This is a genomic window from Enterococcus sp. DIV1315a (assembly GCF_051712325.1).
GTDB lineage: Bacteria > Bacillota > Bacilli > Lactobacillales > Enterococcaceae > Enterococcus > Enterococcus faecalis.
This window is the reverse complement of record NZ_JBIOOS010000001.1, coordinates 2,023,769-2,039,241: the sequence shown is the minus strand read 5'-3', so window position 1 is coordinate 2,039,241 and position 15,473 is coordinate 2,023,769. Positions and strand designations below refer to the sequence as shown.

At 38.0% G+C, this 15,473-nt stretch carries 16 protein-coding genes; all 16 read left to right on the top strand.

Annotated elements, in window-relative coordinates:
* Positions 1-10 precede the first annotated feature (10 nt).
* The 16 genes from IGJ03_RS09660 (at position 11) to atpA (ending at position 15,461) form a co-directional block, all read left to right on the top strand.
* Positions 11-1,558, top strand: coding sequence for a glucosaminidase domain-containing protein (locus tag IGJ03_RS09660; RefSeq protein WP_010712728.1), 1,548 nt, complete (start codon positions 11-13; stop codon positions 1,556-1,558).
* Between the two features lie 218 nt (positions 1,559-1,776).
* The gene (locus tag IGJ03_RS09655) at positions 1,777-2,187 is read left to right on the top strand and encodes a GtrA family protein (RefSeq protein ID WP_002356537.1); all 411 of its coding nucleotides are present in this window, start codon (positions 1,777-1,779) and stop codon (positions 2,185-2,187) included.
* 77 nt (positions 2,188-2,264) lie between these two features.
* The gene (locus tag IGJ03_RS09650) at positions 2,265-3,749 is read left to right on the top strand and encodes a nicotinate phosphoribosyltransferase (RefSeq protein WP_002356538.1); all 1,485 of its coding nucleotides are present in this window, start codon (positions 2,265-2,267) and stop codon (positions 3,747-3,749) included.
* A 2-nt stretch (positions 3,750-3,751) separates the two neighbouring features.
* On the top strand, positions 3,752-4,579 hold the full coding sequence (gene nadE / locus IGJ03_RS09645; protein ID WP_002356540.1) for an ammonia-dependent NAD(+) synthetase: 828 nt from the start codon (positions 3,752-3,754) through the stop codon (positions 4,577-4,579).
* Positions 4,580-4,747: 168 nt separating this feature from the next.
* The gene (locus tag IGJ03_RS09640; RefSeq protein ID WP_002368884.1) at positions 4,748-6,577 is read left to right on the top strand and encodes a heavy metal translocating P-type ATPase; all 1,830 of its coding nucleotides are present in this window, start codon (positions 4,748-4,750) and stop codon (positions 6,575-6,577) included.
* A gap of 91 nt (positions 6,578-6,668) precedes the next feature.
* On the top strand, positions 6,669-6,953 hold the full coding sequence (locus IGJ03_RS09635; RefSeq protein WP_002356543.1) for a (4Fe-4S)-binding protein: 285 nt from the start codon (positions 6,669-6,671) through the stop codon (positions 6,951-6,953).
* On the top strand, positions 6,943-7,218 hold the full coding sequence (locus tag IGJ03_RS09630; protein ID WP_375804579.1) for a GNAT family N-acetyltransferase: 276 nt from the start codon (positions 6,943-6,945) through the stop codon (positions 7,216-7,218). Before IGJ03_RS09635 ends, IGJ03_RS09630 begins: the two co-directional genes overlap by 11 nt.
* Positions 7,219-7,385: 167 nt before the next feature.
* Positions 7,386-7,622 carry a preprotein translocase subunit SecG gene (gene secG, locus IGJ03_RS09625; RefSeq protein ID WP_002356546.1) on the top strand — a complete coding sequence of 79 codons (237 nt, stop codon included), beginning with the start codon at positions 7,386-7,388 and terminating at the stop codon, positions 7,620-7,622.
* A 145-nt stretch (positions 7,623-7,767) separates the two neighbouring features.
* Complete coding sequence (locus tag IGJ03_RS09620; protein WP_002389815.1) at positions 7,768-8,541, top strand: alpha/beta hydrolase; 774 nt, start codon at positions 7,768-7,770, stop codon at positions 8,539-8,541.
* Positions 8,541-10,910, top strand: coding sequence for a ribonuclease R (rnr, locus tag IGJ03_RS09615; RefSeq protein ID WP_375804580.1), 2,370 nt, complete (start codon positions 8,541-8,543; stop codon positions 10,908-10,910). The genes IGJ03_RS09620 and rnr overlap by 1 nt, the downstream gene beginning before the upstream one ends.
* A gap of 12 nt (positions 10,911-10,922) precedes the next feature.
* On the top strand, positions 10,923-11,387 hold the full coding sequence (gene smpB, locus IGJ03_RS09610; protein WP_002356550.1) for an SsrA-binding protein SmpB: 465 nt from the start codon (positions 10,923-10,925) through the stop codon (positions 11,385-11,387).
* A gap of 302 nt (positions 11,388-11,689) precedes the next feature.
* Positions 11,690-12,409, top strand: coding sequence for a F0F1 ATP synthase subunit A (gene atpB, locus IGJ03_RS09605; protein ID WP_002356551.1), 720 nt, complete (start codon positions 11,690-11,692; stop codon positions 12,407-12,409).
* Positions 12,410-12,457: 48 nt separating this feature from the next.
* Positions 12,458-12,679 (top strand): ATP synthase F0 subunit C, encoded by a 222-nt coding sequence (atpE, locus tag IGJ03_RS09600; protein WP_002356552.1) that lies wholly within the window; start codon positions 12,458-12,460, stop codon positions 12,677-12,679.
* Between the two features lie 137 nt (positions 12,680-12,816).
* The gene (gene atpF, locus IGJ03_RS09595; protein WP_002365031.1) at positions 12,817-13,347 is read left to right on the top strand and encodes a F0F1 ATP synthase subunit B; all 531 of its coding nucleotides are present in this window, start codon (positions 12,817-12,819) and stop codon (positions 13,345-13,347) included.
* Positions 13,334-13,876: an ATP synthase F1 subunit delta gene (gene atpH / locus IGJ03_RS09590; protein WP_002356554.1), complete on the top strand. Its 543-nt coding sequence runs from the start codon at positions 13,334-13,336 to the stop codon at positions 13,874-13,876. The genes atpF and atpH overlap by 14 nt, the downstream gene beginning before the upstream one ends.
* Before the next feature lie 28 nt (positions 13,877-13,904).
* Positions 13,905-15,461, top strand: a complete 1,557-nt coding sequence (atpA, locus tag IGJ03_RS09585) for a F0F1 ATP synthase subunit alpha (protein ID WP_002356555.1) — start codon at positions 13,905-13,907, stop codon at positions 15,459-15,461.
* The last annotated feature ends 12 nt before the right edge of the window (positions 15,462-15,473 follow it).

Genomic DNA, 15,473 nt, shown 5'->3' with positions numbered 1-15,473 from the left:
GAGAAATGCGATGAAAAAAAGAAAGGCAAGATATTTGAAGTTGGTATGTCTTGGAGTCTTAGGGGCTTATGCGGGCGCCAGTTACTACAATTCAGAACCATTAATCGCTCAAGAGGAGACCGAAACGAGGGACGAAAGTCGACAGCTATCGCTGGAAGAAAAAAGAGCGGACCAAGCCAATCAAGACCAAGGAACCCTTACTTCTTCAACGCTGAACGAAACAATAATAAGTTCGTCTGAACAACAAGAAAGTTCAACACAAAATGACAGCAGTGACCATCAGGAAAATAATGTGGAACCTTCAGAATCTGAAAATAGTTTACCGCCACAAGAAAAGACAATTGCTAGTACTAAACCAACCGAATCGTTACAAAGTGAGCAACCAGCGTCTGAAGAGCGTAAAGCACTCACTGAAAAGCCGCCTCATAATCAGGAACCACAAAATTCTACATTAACTGAAAAGACCAAAGAGCCATTAGCACATTCAGAGATGAACAATAGTCAAGAAAAGGAAAAGCAAGCAGGAATTCAACAACAAGCCGAGGCAAATTTTGTTGTCCAAGAGAATGCTTCTACTTCTGAGTTTATTAGAAAAATCGGTGAAGAAGCACGAGTTATTGGTCAGCGACATGAGCTATACGCTTCTGTCATGATAGCTCAAGCTATTTTAGAAAGTGGCTCGGGCAATAGTGCGTTAGCAGCGCCGCCTAATTATAATTTGTTTGGCATTAAAGGCGCTTATCAAGGTCAAAGTGTCAGCTTTCCCACACAAGAAGATGATGGTAAAGGGAAGATGACCACCATTCATGCCGATTTTCGTCAGTATCCTTCCTATAAAGAGTCATTAACAGACTATAGTAAATTAATCATCAATGGGCTGGCGGGTAATCCAACGTTTTATCACGGCATTTTGAAAGCAAACACGACGAATTATCAGCAGGCAACAAAATTTTTAACAGGTCGTTATGCAACGGATACATATTACGATAAAAAATTAAATGCGTTGATTGAAACCTATCAATTAACTAAATACGATCAAGAAAAGAAGAAACCAGTAGTGACTAATTTGGCAGAAGAAAAGAAACCTTCGTTTGATAAGGAAGCAGTCAAGGCACAGCTAAAAAAAGAAGCAGTCGTCTATGAAGTAAGCAAAGGAGATTCTCTCGCCACCATTAGCCAGACGTTTGGTGTGTCAGCAACAGCCATCTTAAAACAAAATTCAAAGACTAAAGAAATGTTTTATATTGGCCAAAAGATCACAATTCCTCAGCAAACAGCGGCGACTTCTCTAGAACCGAAAGAACAAGCGTTACTTCAATCACTAATAATCAGTAAATCGGTGACTAATGCTTTGAAGACAGCAGAGCAATCAAATGGTAAAGCGAATGATTCAAAAACAGAGTCTACTGAGTATTATGAAGTAAAAAGAGGAGAGACACTCGCAAAAATTGCTAAAAAAACGGGCTATTCCTTAACCGCCCTCAAGCAGGCAAATGACTTAACGTATTCTGTATTAACCGAAGGACAAACGATAGCACTTCCTAAGCTAAAGGACTAATGCTGATTTAACTTATCGGTCGATGGAGTCAATATATTATTAGAGTAAGAGTAGAGGGTAAGTTCATTCATGAATGAACTTATCCTCTACTCTTATTATGTTTTTCATAAATACTTAATAAATAGTAAAATTAGCAAGAGAATTGTGTCTTTACACAAAATAGATAGGTTTTCTTGCCGAAGTTTGATAAAATGATTAGTTGAAAGGATGCGTGAAAATTGAAAGAATTATTTCGTAAATACCGAGAAGTACTGGCTTATTTATTTTTTGGTGGTGCAACGACTGTCGTCAACTTAGTTGTGTTTTTTGTTTGTCAAAATGTGTTAGGGTTGGATTACAAGATAAGTAACACAATTAGTTGGTTTTTATCTGTTCTATTTGCCTTTTTCACGAATAAATATTGGGTATTCGCAAGTAAGCATGAAAGCATAGCTGGTTTTTTTAAAGAAATGGGCTTATTTTATTGGTACCGAATTTTATCTTTTGTGGCTGATATGGGTTTAATGATTCTCCTAATTGATGGCATTCATTTTTCATCGTTTTGGGCGAAAATGATTACACAAGTTGTAGTAGTGATTTTAAATTATTTCTTCAGTAAATTTTTCATTTTTAAAGAAAAAGAGGTCTAAGCAGATTTTAGGCTAAAAAAAATTTTTTTGTTATAATATAAACAAGTTTTTAATACAAAGAATAGAGGTAGAAAACGATGGACTATACATATGCAGATGATAGTTTGACATTGCATACAGATATGTATCAAATCAATATGATGCAAACATACTGGGAATTAGGGAGAGCAGATTTACATGCTGTTTTTGAATGTTACTTTAGAGAGATGCCCTTTAATCATGGCTACGCAATTTTTGCAGGTTTAGAACGTTTAGTCAATTATCTCGAAAATTTAACGTTTACAGAATCTGATATTGCATATCTCCGAGAAGTTGAAGAATATCCAGAAGATTTCTTGACGTATTTAGCAAATTTTGAATTTAAATGTACTGTACGCTCTGCTTTAGAAGGGGATTTGGTTTTTAATAACGAACCGTTAATTCAAATTGAAGGTCCTTTGGCACAATGTCAATTGGTAGAAACTGCCTTGCTAAATATGGTGAATTTCCAAACATTAATTGCGACAAAAGCGGCTCGAATTAAATCCGTGATAGGCGATGATCCTTTATTGGAATTTGGAACACGCCGGGCACAAGAATTAGATGCTGCCATTTGGGGCACAAGAGCCGCCTATATTGGTGGGGCGGACGCGACAAGTAATGTTCGTGCTGGTAAAATTTTTGGTATTCCGGTTAGTGGGACTCATGCCCATTCATTGGTTCAGTCGTATGGAAATGATTATGAAGCATTCATGGCGTATGCCAAAACACATCGGGATTGCGTTTTTCTTGTTGATACGTATGATACTTTGAAAGCGGGAGTGCCAAGCGCAATTCGAGTAGCTCGAGAAATGGGTGATAAAATTAATTTCCTAGGCGTGCGGATTGATAGTGGCGATATGGCTTATATTTCTAAACGAGTTCGTGAACAACTGGACGAAGCAGGCTTTACTGAAGCAAAAATTTATGCATCGAACGATTTAGATGAAAATACGATTTTGAATCTAAAAATGCAAAAATCAAAAATTGATGTATGGGGCGTGGGTACCAAGCTGATTACGGCCTATGATCAACCGGCTTTAGGAGCGGTGTTTAAATTAGTTTCAATTGAAGGTGAAGATGGTCAAATGAAAGATACCATTAAACTATCTAGCAATGCTGAAAAAGTGACAACACCAGGAAAAAAACAAGTTTGGCGTATTACACGTAAATCTGATAAAAAGTCAGAAGGGGACTATGTGACACTTTGGAACGAAGATCCTCGCCAAGAAGAAGAAATTTATATGTTCCATCCCGTTCATACCTTTATTAATAAGTATGTCCGTGATTTTGAAGCACGGCCAGTACTCCAAGATATTTTCGTTGAAGGAAAACGTGTGTACGAATTACCAACTTTAGATGAAATTAAACAATATGCAAAAGAAAATTTAGATTCACTTTGGGAAGAATACAAGCGGGACTTGAATCCGCAGAAATATCCAGTGGACCTTTCAACAGATTGTTGGAACCACAAAATGAATTTATTGGAAAAAGTGCGTAAAGACGTTAAACATTTAACGGAAACGGTGAATAAGGAGGCCTAGAAATGACAACACTTCAAGAAAAAATCATTCAAGAGTTAGGTGTTTTACCGACAATTGATCCAAAAGAAGAAGTTCGTAAAAGTATTGATTTTCTGAAAGCTTATTTAACTAAACATCCTTTTTTAAAAACCTTTGTCTTGGGAATTAGTGGCGGACAAGATTCAACATTAGCTGGTCGCTTAGCACAATTAGCGATGACTGAAATGCGCGAAGAAACAGGAGATATGTCGTATCAATTTATTGCGATTCGCCTTCCATACGGTGAGCAAGCAGATGAAGCTGATGCACAAGCTGCGCTAGCCTTTATCCAGCCAGATGTTTCTTTACGAGTGGATATTAAACCAGCAGTGGATGCAATGGTTGGTTCGCTAGAAAACGCTGGCGTTCAAATTAGCGATTTTAATAAAGGGAACATGAAAGCACGTCAACGTATGATTACACAATATGCAGTAGCTGGCGAAAATGCTGGCGCAGTAATTGGCACAGACCACGCAGCCGAAAATGTGACAGCTTTCTTCACCAAATATGGCGATGGCGGAGCGGATATTTTACCGTTATTTCGTTTAAATAAGCGCCAAGGAAAAGCTTTGCTGAAAGAACTTGGGGCACCAGAAGCCTTGTATCTAAAAATACCAACAGCTGATCTAGAAGATGACAAACCGTTAGTTGCAGATGAAGTTGCCTTAGGTGTCACGTATGATGCCATTGATGACTATTTGGAAGGCAAAAAAGTCTCGGAAACAGATCAACAAACAATTGAAAACTGGTATAAAAAAGGACAACACAAACGGCATTTACCCATTACAATTTTTGATGATTTTTGGAAATAAAAACACAGACCATCGGCGAATGAACGATGGTCTGTGTTTTTTTTACATAACTACTTTTCAGAAAGTAAACGTTGCTACAGCAACTATCCTATGATAATGAAAGTCGTTTTCATTTAGGCGTTTTCACTTTCTTTTTCAAAACAGAAAAGGTACGCTCAATAATGTAAAGTGAATGATGGGAGAGAAAAAGAGATGAAGCATGTAACAAAATTGGGGATTACAATTATAACAGGAGTTTTGGCATTATTATTTGAATTTATTTTACATCAGCCGAATTGGGCGTATGGTATTATTTTAATAACAGGTTCTGTAATGGCGTTAATGATGTTCTGGGAAATGATTCAAACCTTACGTGAAGGAAAATATGGTGTCGATATTTTAGCGATTACCGCTATCGTTGCAACCTTAGCTGTGGGAGAATACTGGGCCAGTTTGATGATTTTAATTATGTTGACTGGTGGTGATTCATTAGAAGACTATGCTGCTGGAAAAGCTAACCAAGAGCTGAAGTCATTATTGGATAACTCGCCACAAAAAGCTCATCGCTTGAATGGCGAAAATTTAGAAGATGTTTCTGTTGAGGAAATCAATGTTGGCGATGAATTAGTAGTAAAACCAGGGGAACTAGTTCCAGTTGATGGCTTGGTAAAAACCGGGACATCAACAGTCGATGAATCTTCATTAACAGGAGAATCAAAACCAATTGAAAAAAATCCTGGGGATGAATTAATGTCGGGTTCCGTGAATGGTGATGGCTCTTTGAAAATGGTTGCTGAAAAAACTGTAGCAGACAGTCAATATCAAACGATTGTGAACTTAGTGAAAGAATCTGCGGCGCGTCCAGCTCATTTTGTACGTTTAGCAGACCGCTATGCGGTACCTTTTACACTAATTGCCTACTTAATTGCAGGTGTTGCTTGGTTTGTTTCAAAAAGTCCGACACGTTTTGCGGAAGTCTTAGTTGTTGCTTCGCCGTGTCCTTTAATTCTATCTGCCCCAATTGCTTTAGTGGCAGGGATGGGTCGTTCAAGTCGTCATGGGGTCGTTATTAAATCGGGAACGATGGTCGAAAAATTAGCTTCTGCAAAAACGATTGCGTTTGATAAAACAGGCACGATTACGCAAGGACAACTTTCTGTTGATCAAGTCCAACCAATCAATGCTGAAATAACTGCTGCTGAATTAGTGGGATTGGCAGCAAGCGTGGAACAAGAATCAAGTCATATTTTAGCTAGATCAATTGTTGCTTATGCCAGAAAGCAAGATGTCCCATTAAAAAATATTACAGATCTAGCGGAAGTTTCTGGTGCTGGCGTGAAGGCATTTGTGGATGGTGCTGAGATACGGGTAGGTAAAAAGAATTTTGTGACACAAGAGTCTCAAACAACTGAAAAAATTGATAAAACGACCATTCATATTTCACGTAATGGCACATATTTAGGCCGAATTACTTTTACAGACACAGTACGACCAGAAGCAAAAGAGACTATGGAAAAATTACACCAATTACATCTTCAACGAATTTTAATGCTGACGGGGGATCAAGAATCCGTCGCAGAAACGATTGCTGCAGAAGTAGGAATTACCGAAGTACATGGGGAATGTTTACCACAAGATAAATTAACTATTCTAAAAGAATTGCCCAAAGAAAACCATCCAGTCATCATGGTAGGGGATGGTGTAAATGATGCACCTTCGCTTGCTGCTGCAGACGTAGGTATTGCTATGGGCGCTCATGGAGCTACTGCGGCTAGTGAAACTGCTGACGTTGTTATTTTAAAAGATGACTTAAGTAAAGTCAGCCAAGCGGTCGAAATTGCCCAAGATACCATGAAAATTGCCAAACAATCTGTATTAATCGGAATTTTTATCTGCGTTTTACTAATGCTAATTGCTAGTACCGGGATCATTCCGGCGCTAATCGGGGCTATGCTACAAGAAGTTGTGGACACTGTGTCAATCTTATCTGCTTTGCGTGCTCGTCGAATTGGCAAGTAAGGTGGAACAATTAATTGCCTGAATGTCCAGCTTAGTGGTAAAATAAAGGTACGTTTTTAATATTAATAAGTTACAGGGGAGAGATTGTGCAATGAAAGGAAACCAAATAGATGGGCAACCAGTCACGGAAGAACAACTATTAAAAGAAGGCTACCGTAAATATACTGGGGAAGGAATTGATATCTTTTATAATAAAGATATTTGTGAACATATTGGTAATTGTGTTCGCGGAAATCCAGAAGTCTTTGAAGTTGGTCGGAAACCATGGATTATTCCAGATAACGGAAGTGTTGAAAATGACATGATTGTGGTAGATTCATGTCCAAGTGGTGCTCTAAAATATATTCGGAAAGCAGGGAACGAATATGCAAATTAAAGAAGAAAACAATCGTTTTGCTCTATATAACGATGAAAACCAAGAAATTGGTGAAATGACTTGGTCAGATGCTGGAGGAAGCATGATGATTATTGACCATACGTTTGTTGATCCAACTTATCGTGGACAAAAATTAGCTGAAAAACTTGTTTTAGCCGGTGTTGAAAAAGCGAGAAAAGAGCATAAAAAAATTATTCCGCTATGTCCATTTGCAAAAAAAGAATTTGATACTAAACCTGAATACGGAGACGTATTGAGAAAATAAAGAAGAAAATAGCAACAGCCGCAAGTAGAAATCTGATTCCTACTTGCGGCTGTTGCTATTAGAGACAAATAGGGAAAGACATTAAATTTCACTGGTGTTTACAGATAAAATATGCTACATTAAAGTAGATGAATTTCGCATATTTGTATAAAAAGGAGAATTAACGCATGTATAATCTAATCTTAACGTTGGTCATCATCTTATCTGTTTTAATCGTCATTACTGTTATGATGCAACCAAGCAAACAAAACAGTGCAGCAAGTGCCTTCACTGGCGGTGCAGATAAATTATTTGGGAAGCAAAAAGCGCGCGGTTTTGAAGCTGTTATGCAACGCTCAACAGCAGTTCTTGGCGCAATTTGGATGATTTTATTATTTGTTTTGGCGTTCTTATCTTCAAAATAAGTACGTAATCTTTTAAAATGACAAGTTTAGAACAGAGAGATGAGTGCGGACACTTATTTTTCTGTTCTTTTTCTTTCTGAAAAAGTCTTTGAAACTTATCATTTCGGAAGGTTTTCTTTTGAGAATATGATAGAATGAAGCTGAGGTGAGCGAAGTGGCAAAAAAAATCAATTTACCGAAGCCGTTATTTTCAGAAAAAGGAAAACGGGCGGTCCTTTTATTACATGCTTATTCTGGCAGCAGTAATGATGTACGGATGTTAAGCAGACGTTTAGAAAAAGAAAATTATACTGTCTATTCGCCTAATTTTTCAGGACATGGCACGCTAGTTCCTGAAGATATTTTAGATCAAACAACGGAACAATGGTGGCAAGATACACAAGAAGCAGTCGCTTTTTTGAGAGAAAGAGGCTATCAAGAAATTGCCATTTTTGGTTTATCAATGGGCGGGATTTTCAGTATGCATGCATTAACGGAACAATTAACAGGATTAATTGGTGGTGGATTTTTCTGTTCACCGATCTACCCTGTCGCAAATAAAGTCCCAGAAAATTTTGTATTATACGCAGAAAACGTGATGAAAATCGCAGAAGTTCCTGCAGAGGAACAACAAAGCCGGTTGCAATCGATTGAGCAACGAGTCAAACAACAATTAGGAGCGATTGAAACGATTGCTAGTCAGACGGCTGACAAACTAAACAAAATCCACGCACCTCTTTTCTTAGCGCAAGCTGGCAAAGATGAAATGATTGAGCCAATGGGCGTCTATCAAACGGCCCAAGCGCTAACACAAGCACGTGTGACCTTACAATGGTACCCAAACAGCGGACATGTCATTACGGTGAGTGGAGAACATAAACAATTAGAGCAAGATGTGGTGCAATTTTTAGCAACACTACCTTGGAATGAGGAGAAATAATGACAAAACAAACAATTAAAGAGCAAATTTTACATTTCATGGAAAGCCAAAAAAAGAAAAGCTTTTCAATGGAAGAAATTGCACAAGGCTTGAATTTAGAAAAAAGTTCAGATTTTAAAATTTTAGTGCAAACCATTGCACAAATGGAACGAGAAAAGTCAGTTAGTTTCAACAAAAAAGGCAAAGTCCTGTTACCAATGAAAGACTTATTAATAGAAGGAACGTTTCGTGCAAATGAACGAGGCTTTGGTTTCGTGACCATCGATCCTGAAGAACCAGATGTTTACATTCCTAAAGAGGCAACGAACTTTGCAATGGATGGGGACACGGTTTTAATCGACGTGATCCAACATGCGGATCCTTTTTCAGATCGCGGCGCAGAAGGTAAAGTCAAAGAAATTAAAGAGCGAGCAGTGAGCCAAGTTGTCGGAGAATTTGTGGCATATAGTGAAGAAGAAATGGCAGAAATGGGACTGTATGGCTACATGATTCCCAAAGATAAGAAATTGAATCAGTATACTGTATCAATTGCACCTGAAGGGATTAAGCCAGTAGATGGTAGTATTGTCATTGCTGAAATTACCTATTATCCAGATCAAGAATATCCAACAAGTATGGAAGGACTAGTCAAACAAGTGATTGGTCATAAAAATGATCCAGGAATGGATATTTTATCAATCGTGGTGGCTCATGGAATTCCCACAGCATTTCCTGATGAAGTTTTGGCTGAAGCGGACCAAGTACCAGAAACTATTGCAGAAAGCGATTTAGTCGGTCGTCGGGATTTACGTGATCAGTTGATTGTGACGATTGATGGAGAAGATGCGAAAGATTTAGATGATGCAGTAACGGTACAAAAGTTAGCAAATGGCAATTTCTTTTTAGGGGTGCATATTGCAGATGTTTCTTATTATGTAACTGAAGGAAGCCAATTGGATATGGAAGCGTATGAACGTGGCACAAGTGTCTATTTGACTGACCGAGTTGTGCCAATGATTCCGCAGCGATTATCAAATGGGATTTGTTCGCTAAACCCACATGTTCCACGTTTAACCATGAGTTGTGAGATGGAAATTACACCAGAAGGAGAAGTTATTTCGCATGAAATTTTCCAAAGTGTAATCCAAACAACGGAGCGAATGACCTATACAGCAGTCAATGAAATTTTAGAAGAGCAAAAACCTGAAACGTTAGAACGCTACAAAAAGCTAGTTCCCATGTTTAAAGAGATGGGCGAGCTGCACCATATATTAGAAGAGATGCGTATGCGCCGTGGTGCGATTTCTTTTGAAGATCGTGAAGCCAAAGTCCTAGTTGATGAAAATGGTCATCCTCAAGATATTCTTTTACGCACGCGTGGCGTGGGTGAACGATTAATTGAATCCTTTATGTTGGCAGCGAATGAAACTGTGGCGCGTCATTATCATGACTTAAAACTGCCATTTATTTATCGGATTCATGAACAACCAAAAGAAGAAAAAATGCAACGTTTCTTTGATTTTGCTGCAGTACTTGGCATTCTTGTTAAAGGAACAAAAGAAAACATTTCACCGAAAGATTTACAAAAAGTTTTAGAGCAAGTTGAAAATAAGCCGGAAGAAGTGGTTATCAATACGATGTTGCTAAGAAGTATGCAACAAGCGAAATACTCAGAAGACAACTACGGACACTATGGGTTGGCCGCTGAATATTATACGCATTTTACTTCACCAATACGTCGTTATCCAGATTTAATTGTGCATCGTTTGATTCGCAGCTATAGCCAAGATCAATCTGAAAAAAATCAAGAAAAATGGAACGAAGCATTACCAGAAATTGCCAATCATAGTTCAAGTATGGAACGTCGCGCAGTTGATGCAGAGCGTGAAGTGGACGCCATGAAGAAAGCTGAATTTATGGTAGATAAAGTGGGAGAAACGTATGACGGGATCATCAGCTCTGTCACAAAATTTGGGATCTTTGTGGAACTGCCTAATACAATAGAAGGCTTAATTCACGTGAACAACTTAAAACAAGATTATTTCCACTTTATTGAAAATCATATGGCGTTAGTTGGTGAACGGACGGGAATGACTTTGAAAATTGGTCAGAAAGTTCAAATCCGTGTTGAAAAAGCTGATCCAGAAACAAGAGAAGTTGATTTTGAATTGATTTCAGCTGAAGAAGTTGCGCCAGTCGAAGGACCAAAAGGACGTAAAAAAGGCAAAGCCAATTCTTCAACTCGTTCAAATAATCAACGAAGAAATAAAAAAGATGAATCATTTGATGGTAAGAAAAAGAAAAATAAGAAAAAAGGCAAAGGCAAAAAACAACCTTTTTATAAAGAAGCAATGAAACAAAAAAATAAAAAAGGGAAAAAGAAGAAGTAGAGGAGGTCGCTTATGCCAAAAGGGGAAGGAAAATTAATCGCACAAAACCGCAAAGCTAGACATGATTATTCAATTATCGATACGGTTGAAGCCGGTCTTGTTTTACAAGGAACAGAAATCAAATCTATTCGTAATGGTCGTATCAATTTAAAAGATGGTTTTGCACGAATTCGAAACGGAGAAGCCTTTTTGTATAATGTTCATATTAGTCCATATGAACAAGGCAATATTTTTAATCATGACCCATTACGTACCAGAAAATTATTATTACACAAAAAACAAATTAATAAGTTAATCGGCGAAACCAAAAATACAGGTATCACATTAGTACCTTTAAAGGTCTATATTAAAGACGGCTATGCCAAAGTTTTGATTGGTTTAGCTAAAGGGAAAAAGCAGTACGACAAGCGTGAAGACTTGAAACGTAAGGAAGTTGACCGACAAATCAGCCGAACATTAAAAAATAACCGACGTTAAAAATGTAAATTTATTCTTTTTCGCATATTTGCTTGCCTTTCTTCGGATTAGGTGTAAAATCTGGTAAGTGTTGAGTAAATGAATGTAAATGATTCATTTTTTAATCGCTTCGGAAAGCAGTACCACCCTGCATTAGATTGGTTTATGGAAAAGGTTTTCCAACCAATTTTCAACACATGAAATTTTAAAAGTAAACTATTTGTAAATTATCAACAAGTGGTGGTACGATAGCTTTGCCAGGGATTATCACTCAGGAGTAGGATGAAACTTCTGAAAGATTGTTGGAAAAGAGGTGAATTGATTTGGAAGAGAAGAAATTACTCTTCAATATCGGACCAATTTGGTTTGATGGAACCATTGTTTTGATGGTGCTGTTGACGTGTATCATTGTTTTCGCCTTTGTCTATGCTTGTACGAGAAATATGAAGCTACGACCTAAAGGCAAACAAACGGTCATCGAATGGTTAGTGGATTTTATTCGTGGAATCATTACAGACAATTTACCTCGTAAAGAAGTGAGCAATTTTCATTTAATGGCGTTTACCCTCTTCATGTTTGTACTTGTTTCAAACATCTTGGGTCTCGTTACAAAAATCGTTGTGGGCGACGATCTCAGCGTTTGGAAAAGTCCAACCGCCGATCCAATCGTAACCTTAACGTTAGCGATGATGATGATTGTCTTAACACACTTCTTTGGTATGAAACGCTTTGGTTTTAAAGGCTATCTAGTTAATAGTTATTTAAGACCCGTTGGTTTCTTACTACCGGTAAAATTAATGGAAGAATTCACGAATCTATTAACATTAGGCTTGCGTTTGTACGGAAACATTTTTGCTGGCGAAGTTCTATTGGGCTTAATTGCTGGAACCGTAGCAAGCGTCGGATTATGGGTTATCCCACTAGCAATTCCGCTAGAAATGATTTGGGTAGCATTCTCAATCTTTATTGGATGTATCCAAGCGTTTATCTTTGTGACACTTTCAATGGTTTATATGTCACACAAAATTGAAACAGAAGAATAATCAAGAAATACGAAGGACAAAAATTATCTTTTAGGAGGATTTTACACAATGGAAGGATTAAATTTTATCGCAGCAGCAATTGCAATTTTCGGTTCAGCTATCGGAGCCGCTATCGGTAACGGACAAGTTATTTCAAAAACAATCGAGTCAATGACTCGTCAACCAGAAATGTCTGGTCAATTAAGAACAACAATGTTTATCGGGGTCGCTTTAATCGAAGCTGTGCCAATTTTAGGTGTCGTTGTTTCTTTATTACTTTTATTCAGATAAGCAATAAAATGGAGGCAGGACGCTGATTATTATCGGGACCGTCACTGCTTTCTTCTATCTTTAGCCTTTTCAATAGCTGGTGATAAAGCAGTTGAAGAAGCTAAATCGATTTTTGCAGGAAAGGAAGTTGAGACTTCATGCTACTTACTACATTGGTAGTCGGTGAAACGGCTCCTAGTACCACACTAGGCACGATGATTGTTGTCAGTGGTGCATTTTTAATCTTGATGCTCTTATTAAAGAAATATGCATGGGGAGCAATCGTAGATATTTTGACACAACGTGAAGAAAAAATTGCCAACGATTTAGACTCTGCAGAACAATCTCGCGTAGCAGCAGCGAAAATGGAAAAAGAACGTCAACAACAATTACTTTCTTCCAGATCAGAAGCAGCTGAAATTATTAAAAACGCGAAAGAAAGTGGAGAACAGACTCGCCAAAAAACATTAAAAGAAACAACTGCGGAAGTTACTCGCCTACGCGAAAAAGCTCGGACAGATATTTCTCAAGAACGTGAAGAAGCATTGTCTTCAGTAAAAAATGAAGTGGCAGATCTTTCTCTTCAAATTGCAGCCAAAATTTTAAATAAAGAATTAACACCAGATGCACATGAAGCATTGATTGATTCTTATATTGAAAGTTTAGGTAAAGCAAATGAAACTAGATAAATATACAGTTGGTAAACGCTACGGCAAGGCTTTGTTTGAGTTGGCAGTTGAAAAGAACCAAGCTGAAGCAATTTATCAAGAATTATTGACGCTTCGCGAAGTCTATCACCAAGTACCTGGTATTGGCGATATTTTAAGTGATGATCGCTTAGAACCTTATGAAAAAGACAGCATCATGGAAAAACTAGTAACAGGTTTTAGTGAAATGATGCAAAACTTTTTGCGAGTGGTTTACGAATATCGTCGCATGTACGATCTGCTCTTGATGATTGATGAATATGAACGACGTTATGATGAGCACCAAGGACTAATTTTGGGTTCAGTGACAACAGCCATTCCTTTATCAAAAGAACAACATCAAGCAATGGAAGAAAAAGCTGCCCAATTATTAGGGTATGAACAAGCGCATTTAGTCAATTTAATTGACCCGTCAATTGTCGGCGGAGTGGTTATTGAAGCAAACCATCAAGTAATCGATGGCAGCATCCGCAAACAATTAGAACATATGCAGCAGAAGTTATTAAAATAATCTTTAGGACTACAAAGAGGTGAATTGAATGGCTATCAAAGCAGAAGAAATCAGTGCCTTGATTAAAGAACAAATCGAAAACTATCAACAACAGCTTGCTGTTGAAGAAGTTGGAACAGTCACTTACGTCGGTGACGGAATTGCCCGCGCCCACGGTTTAGAAAATGCCATGAGTGGAGAACTTGTTGAGTTTTCAAACGGTTCATACGGAATGGCACAAAACTTAGAAACAAATGATGTAGGGATTATTATCCTTGGCGATTTTGAAACCATTCGTGAAGGAGATAAAGTACAACGCACAGGCAAAATCATGGAAGTACCCGTTGGGGAAGCTTTGATTGGCCGTGTTGTTAATCCATTAGGTCAACCATTAGATGGTTTAGGCGAAATTAAAACAGACAAAACACGTCCTGTGGAAGCAACAGCTCCCGGTGTTATGCAACGTCAATCTGTTGCTGAACCAATGCAAACTGGCTTAAAAGCCATTGATGCCCTAGTACCAATTGGTCGTGGACAACGGGAATTAGTTATTGGAGACCGTAAAACAGGGAAAACATCGATTGCAATTGATACAATTATTAACCAAAAAGGACAAGATGTAATTTGTATTTATGTAGCGATTGGTCAAAAAGAATCTACTGTTCGTAACCAAGTAGAAACACTTCGTAAATTTGGTGCCTTAGATTATACAATCGTTGTGACTGCAGGGGCTTCACAACCAGCACCATTACTTTACATTGCACCATATGCAGGAACTGCAATGGGTGAAGAATTCATGTATAACGGCAAACATGTCTTAATTATTTTTGATGACTTATCAAAACAAGCCGTGGCTTATCGTGAACTTTCTCTACTATTACGCCGTCCACCAGGTCGTGAAGCTTATCCAGGGGATGTCTTCTATTTACACTCACGTTTATTAGAACGTGCAGCTAAATTAAGTGATGAATTAGGTGGCGGTTCAATGACAGCCTTACCATTCGTTGAAACACAAGCAGGCGATATTTCTGCTTATATTCCAACAAACGTTATTTCAATCACTGATGGACAAATTTTCTTAGAAAGCGACTTGTTCTATGCAGGCACTCGTCCAGCCGTTGATGCTGGGTTATCTGTTTCTCGTGTCGGAGGATCAGCGCAAATCAAAGCAATGAAAAAAGTTGCCGGAACGCTTCGTTTAGACTTAGCTAGTTACCGTGAGTTAGAAGCCTTTACACAATTTGGCTCTGATTTAGATGCGGCAACACAAGCTAAATTAAACCGTGGTCGTCGTACGGTAGAAATTTTAAAACAAAAACTACATGCGCCACTGCCTGTAGAAAAACAAGTCTTAATTTTATATGCGTTAACACACGGCTTTTTAGATAGCGTGAGCGTGGATAAAATTTTACACTTTGAACAAGATTTATTCGATTATTTTGATGGCAAACATGCAGACTTACTGGAAACCATTCGTACAACGAAAGACTTACCAGATACTGATGCATTAGATGCAGCGATTACAGAGTTTTCTGAAATGTTTGCAGCGGCAAACAATAGCGGAGATTCAGCCAAAGAAGCTTTAGAAAAAATCGATAACGCATAAGAGAGGTGAGCG

Coding starts and splice junctions, on each gene's coding strand:
- IGJ03_RS09660 (WP_010712728.1), top strand. CDS start 11: ATGAAAAAAAGAAAGGCAAGATATTTGAAGTTGGTATGTCTTGGAGTC.
- IGJ03_RS09650 (WP_002356538.1), top strand. CDS start 2,265: ATGGACTATACATATGCAGATGATAGTTTGACATTGCATACAGATATG.
- nadE (WP_002356540.1), top strand. CDS start 3,752: ATGACAACACTTCAAGAAAAAATCATTCAAGAGTTAGGTGTTTTACCG.
- IGJ03_RS09635 (WP_002356543.1), top strand. CDS start 6,669: ATGAAAGGAAACCAAATAGATGGGCAACCAGTCACGGAAGAACAACTA.
- IGJ03_RS09630 (WP_375804579.1), top strand. CDS start 6,943: ATGCAAATTAAAGAAGAAAACAATCGTTTTGCTCTATATAACGATGAA.
- secG (WP_002356546.1), top strand. CDS start 7,386: ATGTATAATCTAATCTTAACGTTGGTCATCATCTTATCTGTTTTAATC.
- rnr (WP_375804580.1), top strand. CDS start 8,541: ATGACAAAACAAACAATTAAAGAGCAAATTTTACATTTCATGGAAAGC.
- smpB (WP_002356550.1), top strand. CDS start 10,923: ATGCCAAAAGGGGAAGGAAAATTAATCGCACAAAACCGCAAAGCTAGA.
- atpE (WP_002356552.1), top strand. CDS start 12,458: ATGGAAGGATTAAATTTTATCGCAGCAGCAATTGCAATTTTCGGTTCA.
- atpF (WP_002365031.1), top strand. CDS start 12,817: ATGCTACTTACTACATTGGTAGTCGGTGAAACGGCTCCTAGTACCACA.
- atpH (WP_002356554.1), top strand. CDS start 13,334: ATGAAACTAGATAAATATACAGTTGGTAAACGCTACGGCAAGGCTTTG.
- atpA (WP_002356555.1), top strand. CDS start 13,905: ATGGCTATCAAAGCAGAAGAAATCAGTGCCTTGATTAAAGAACAAATC.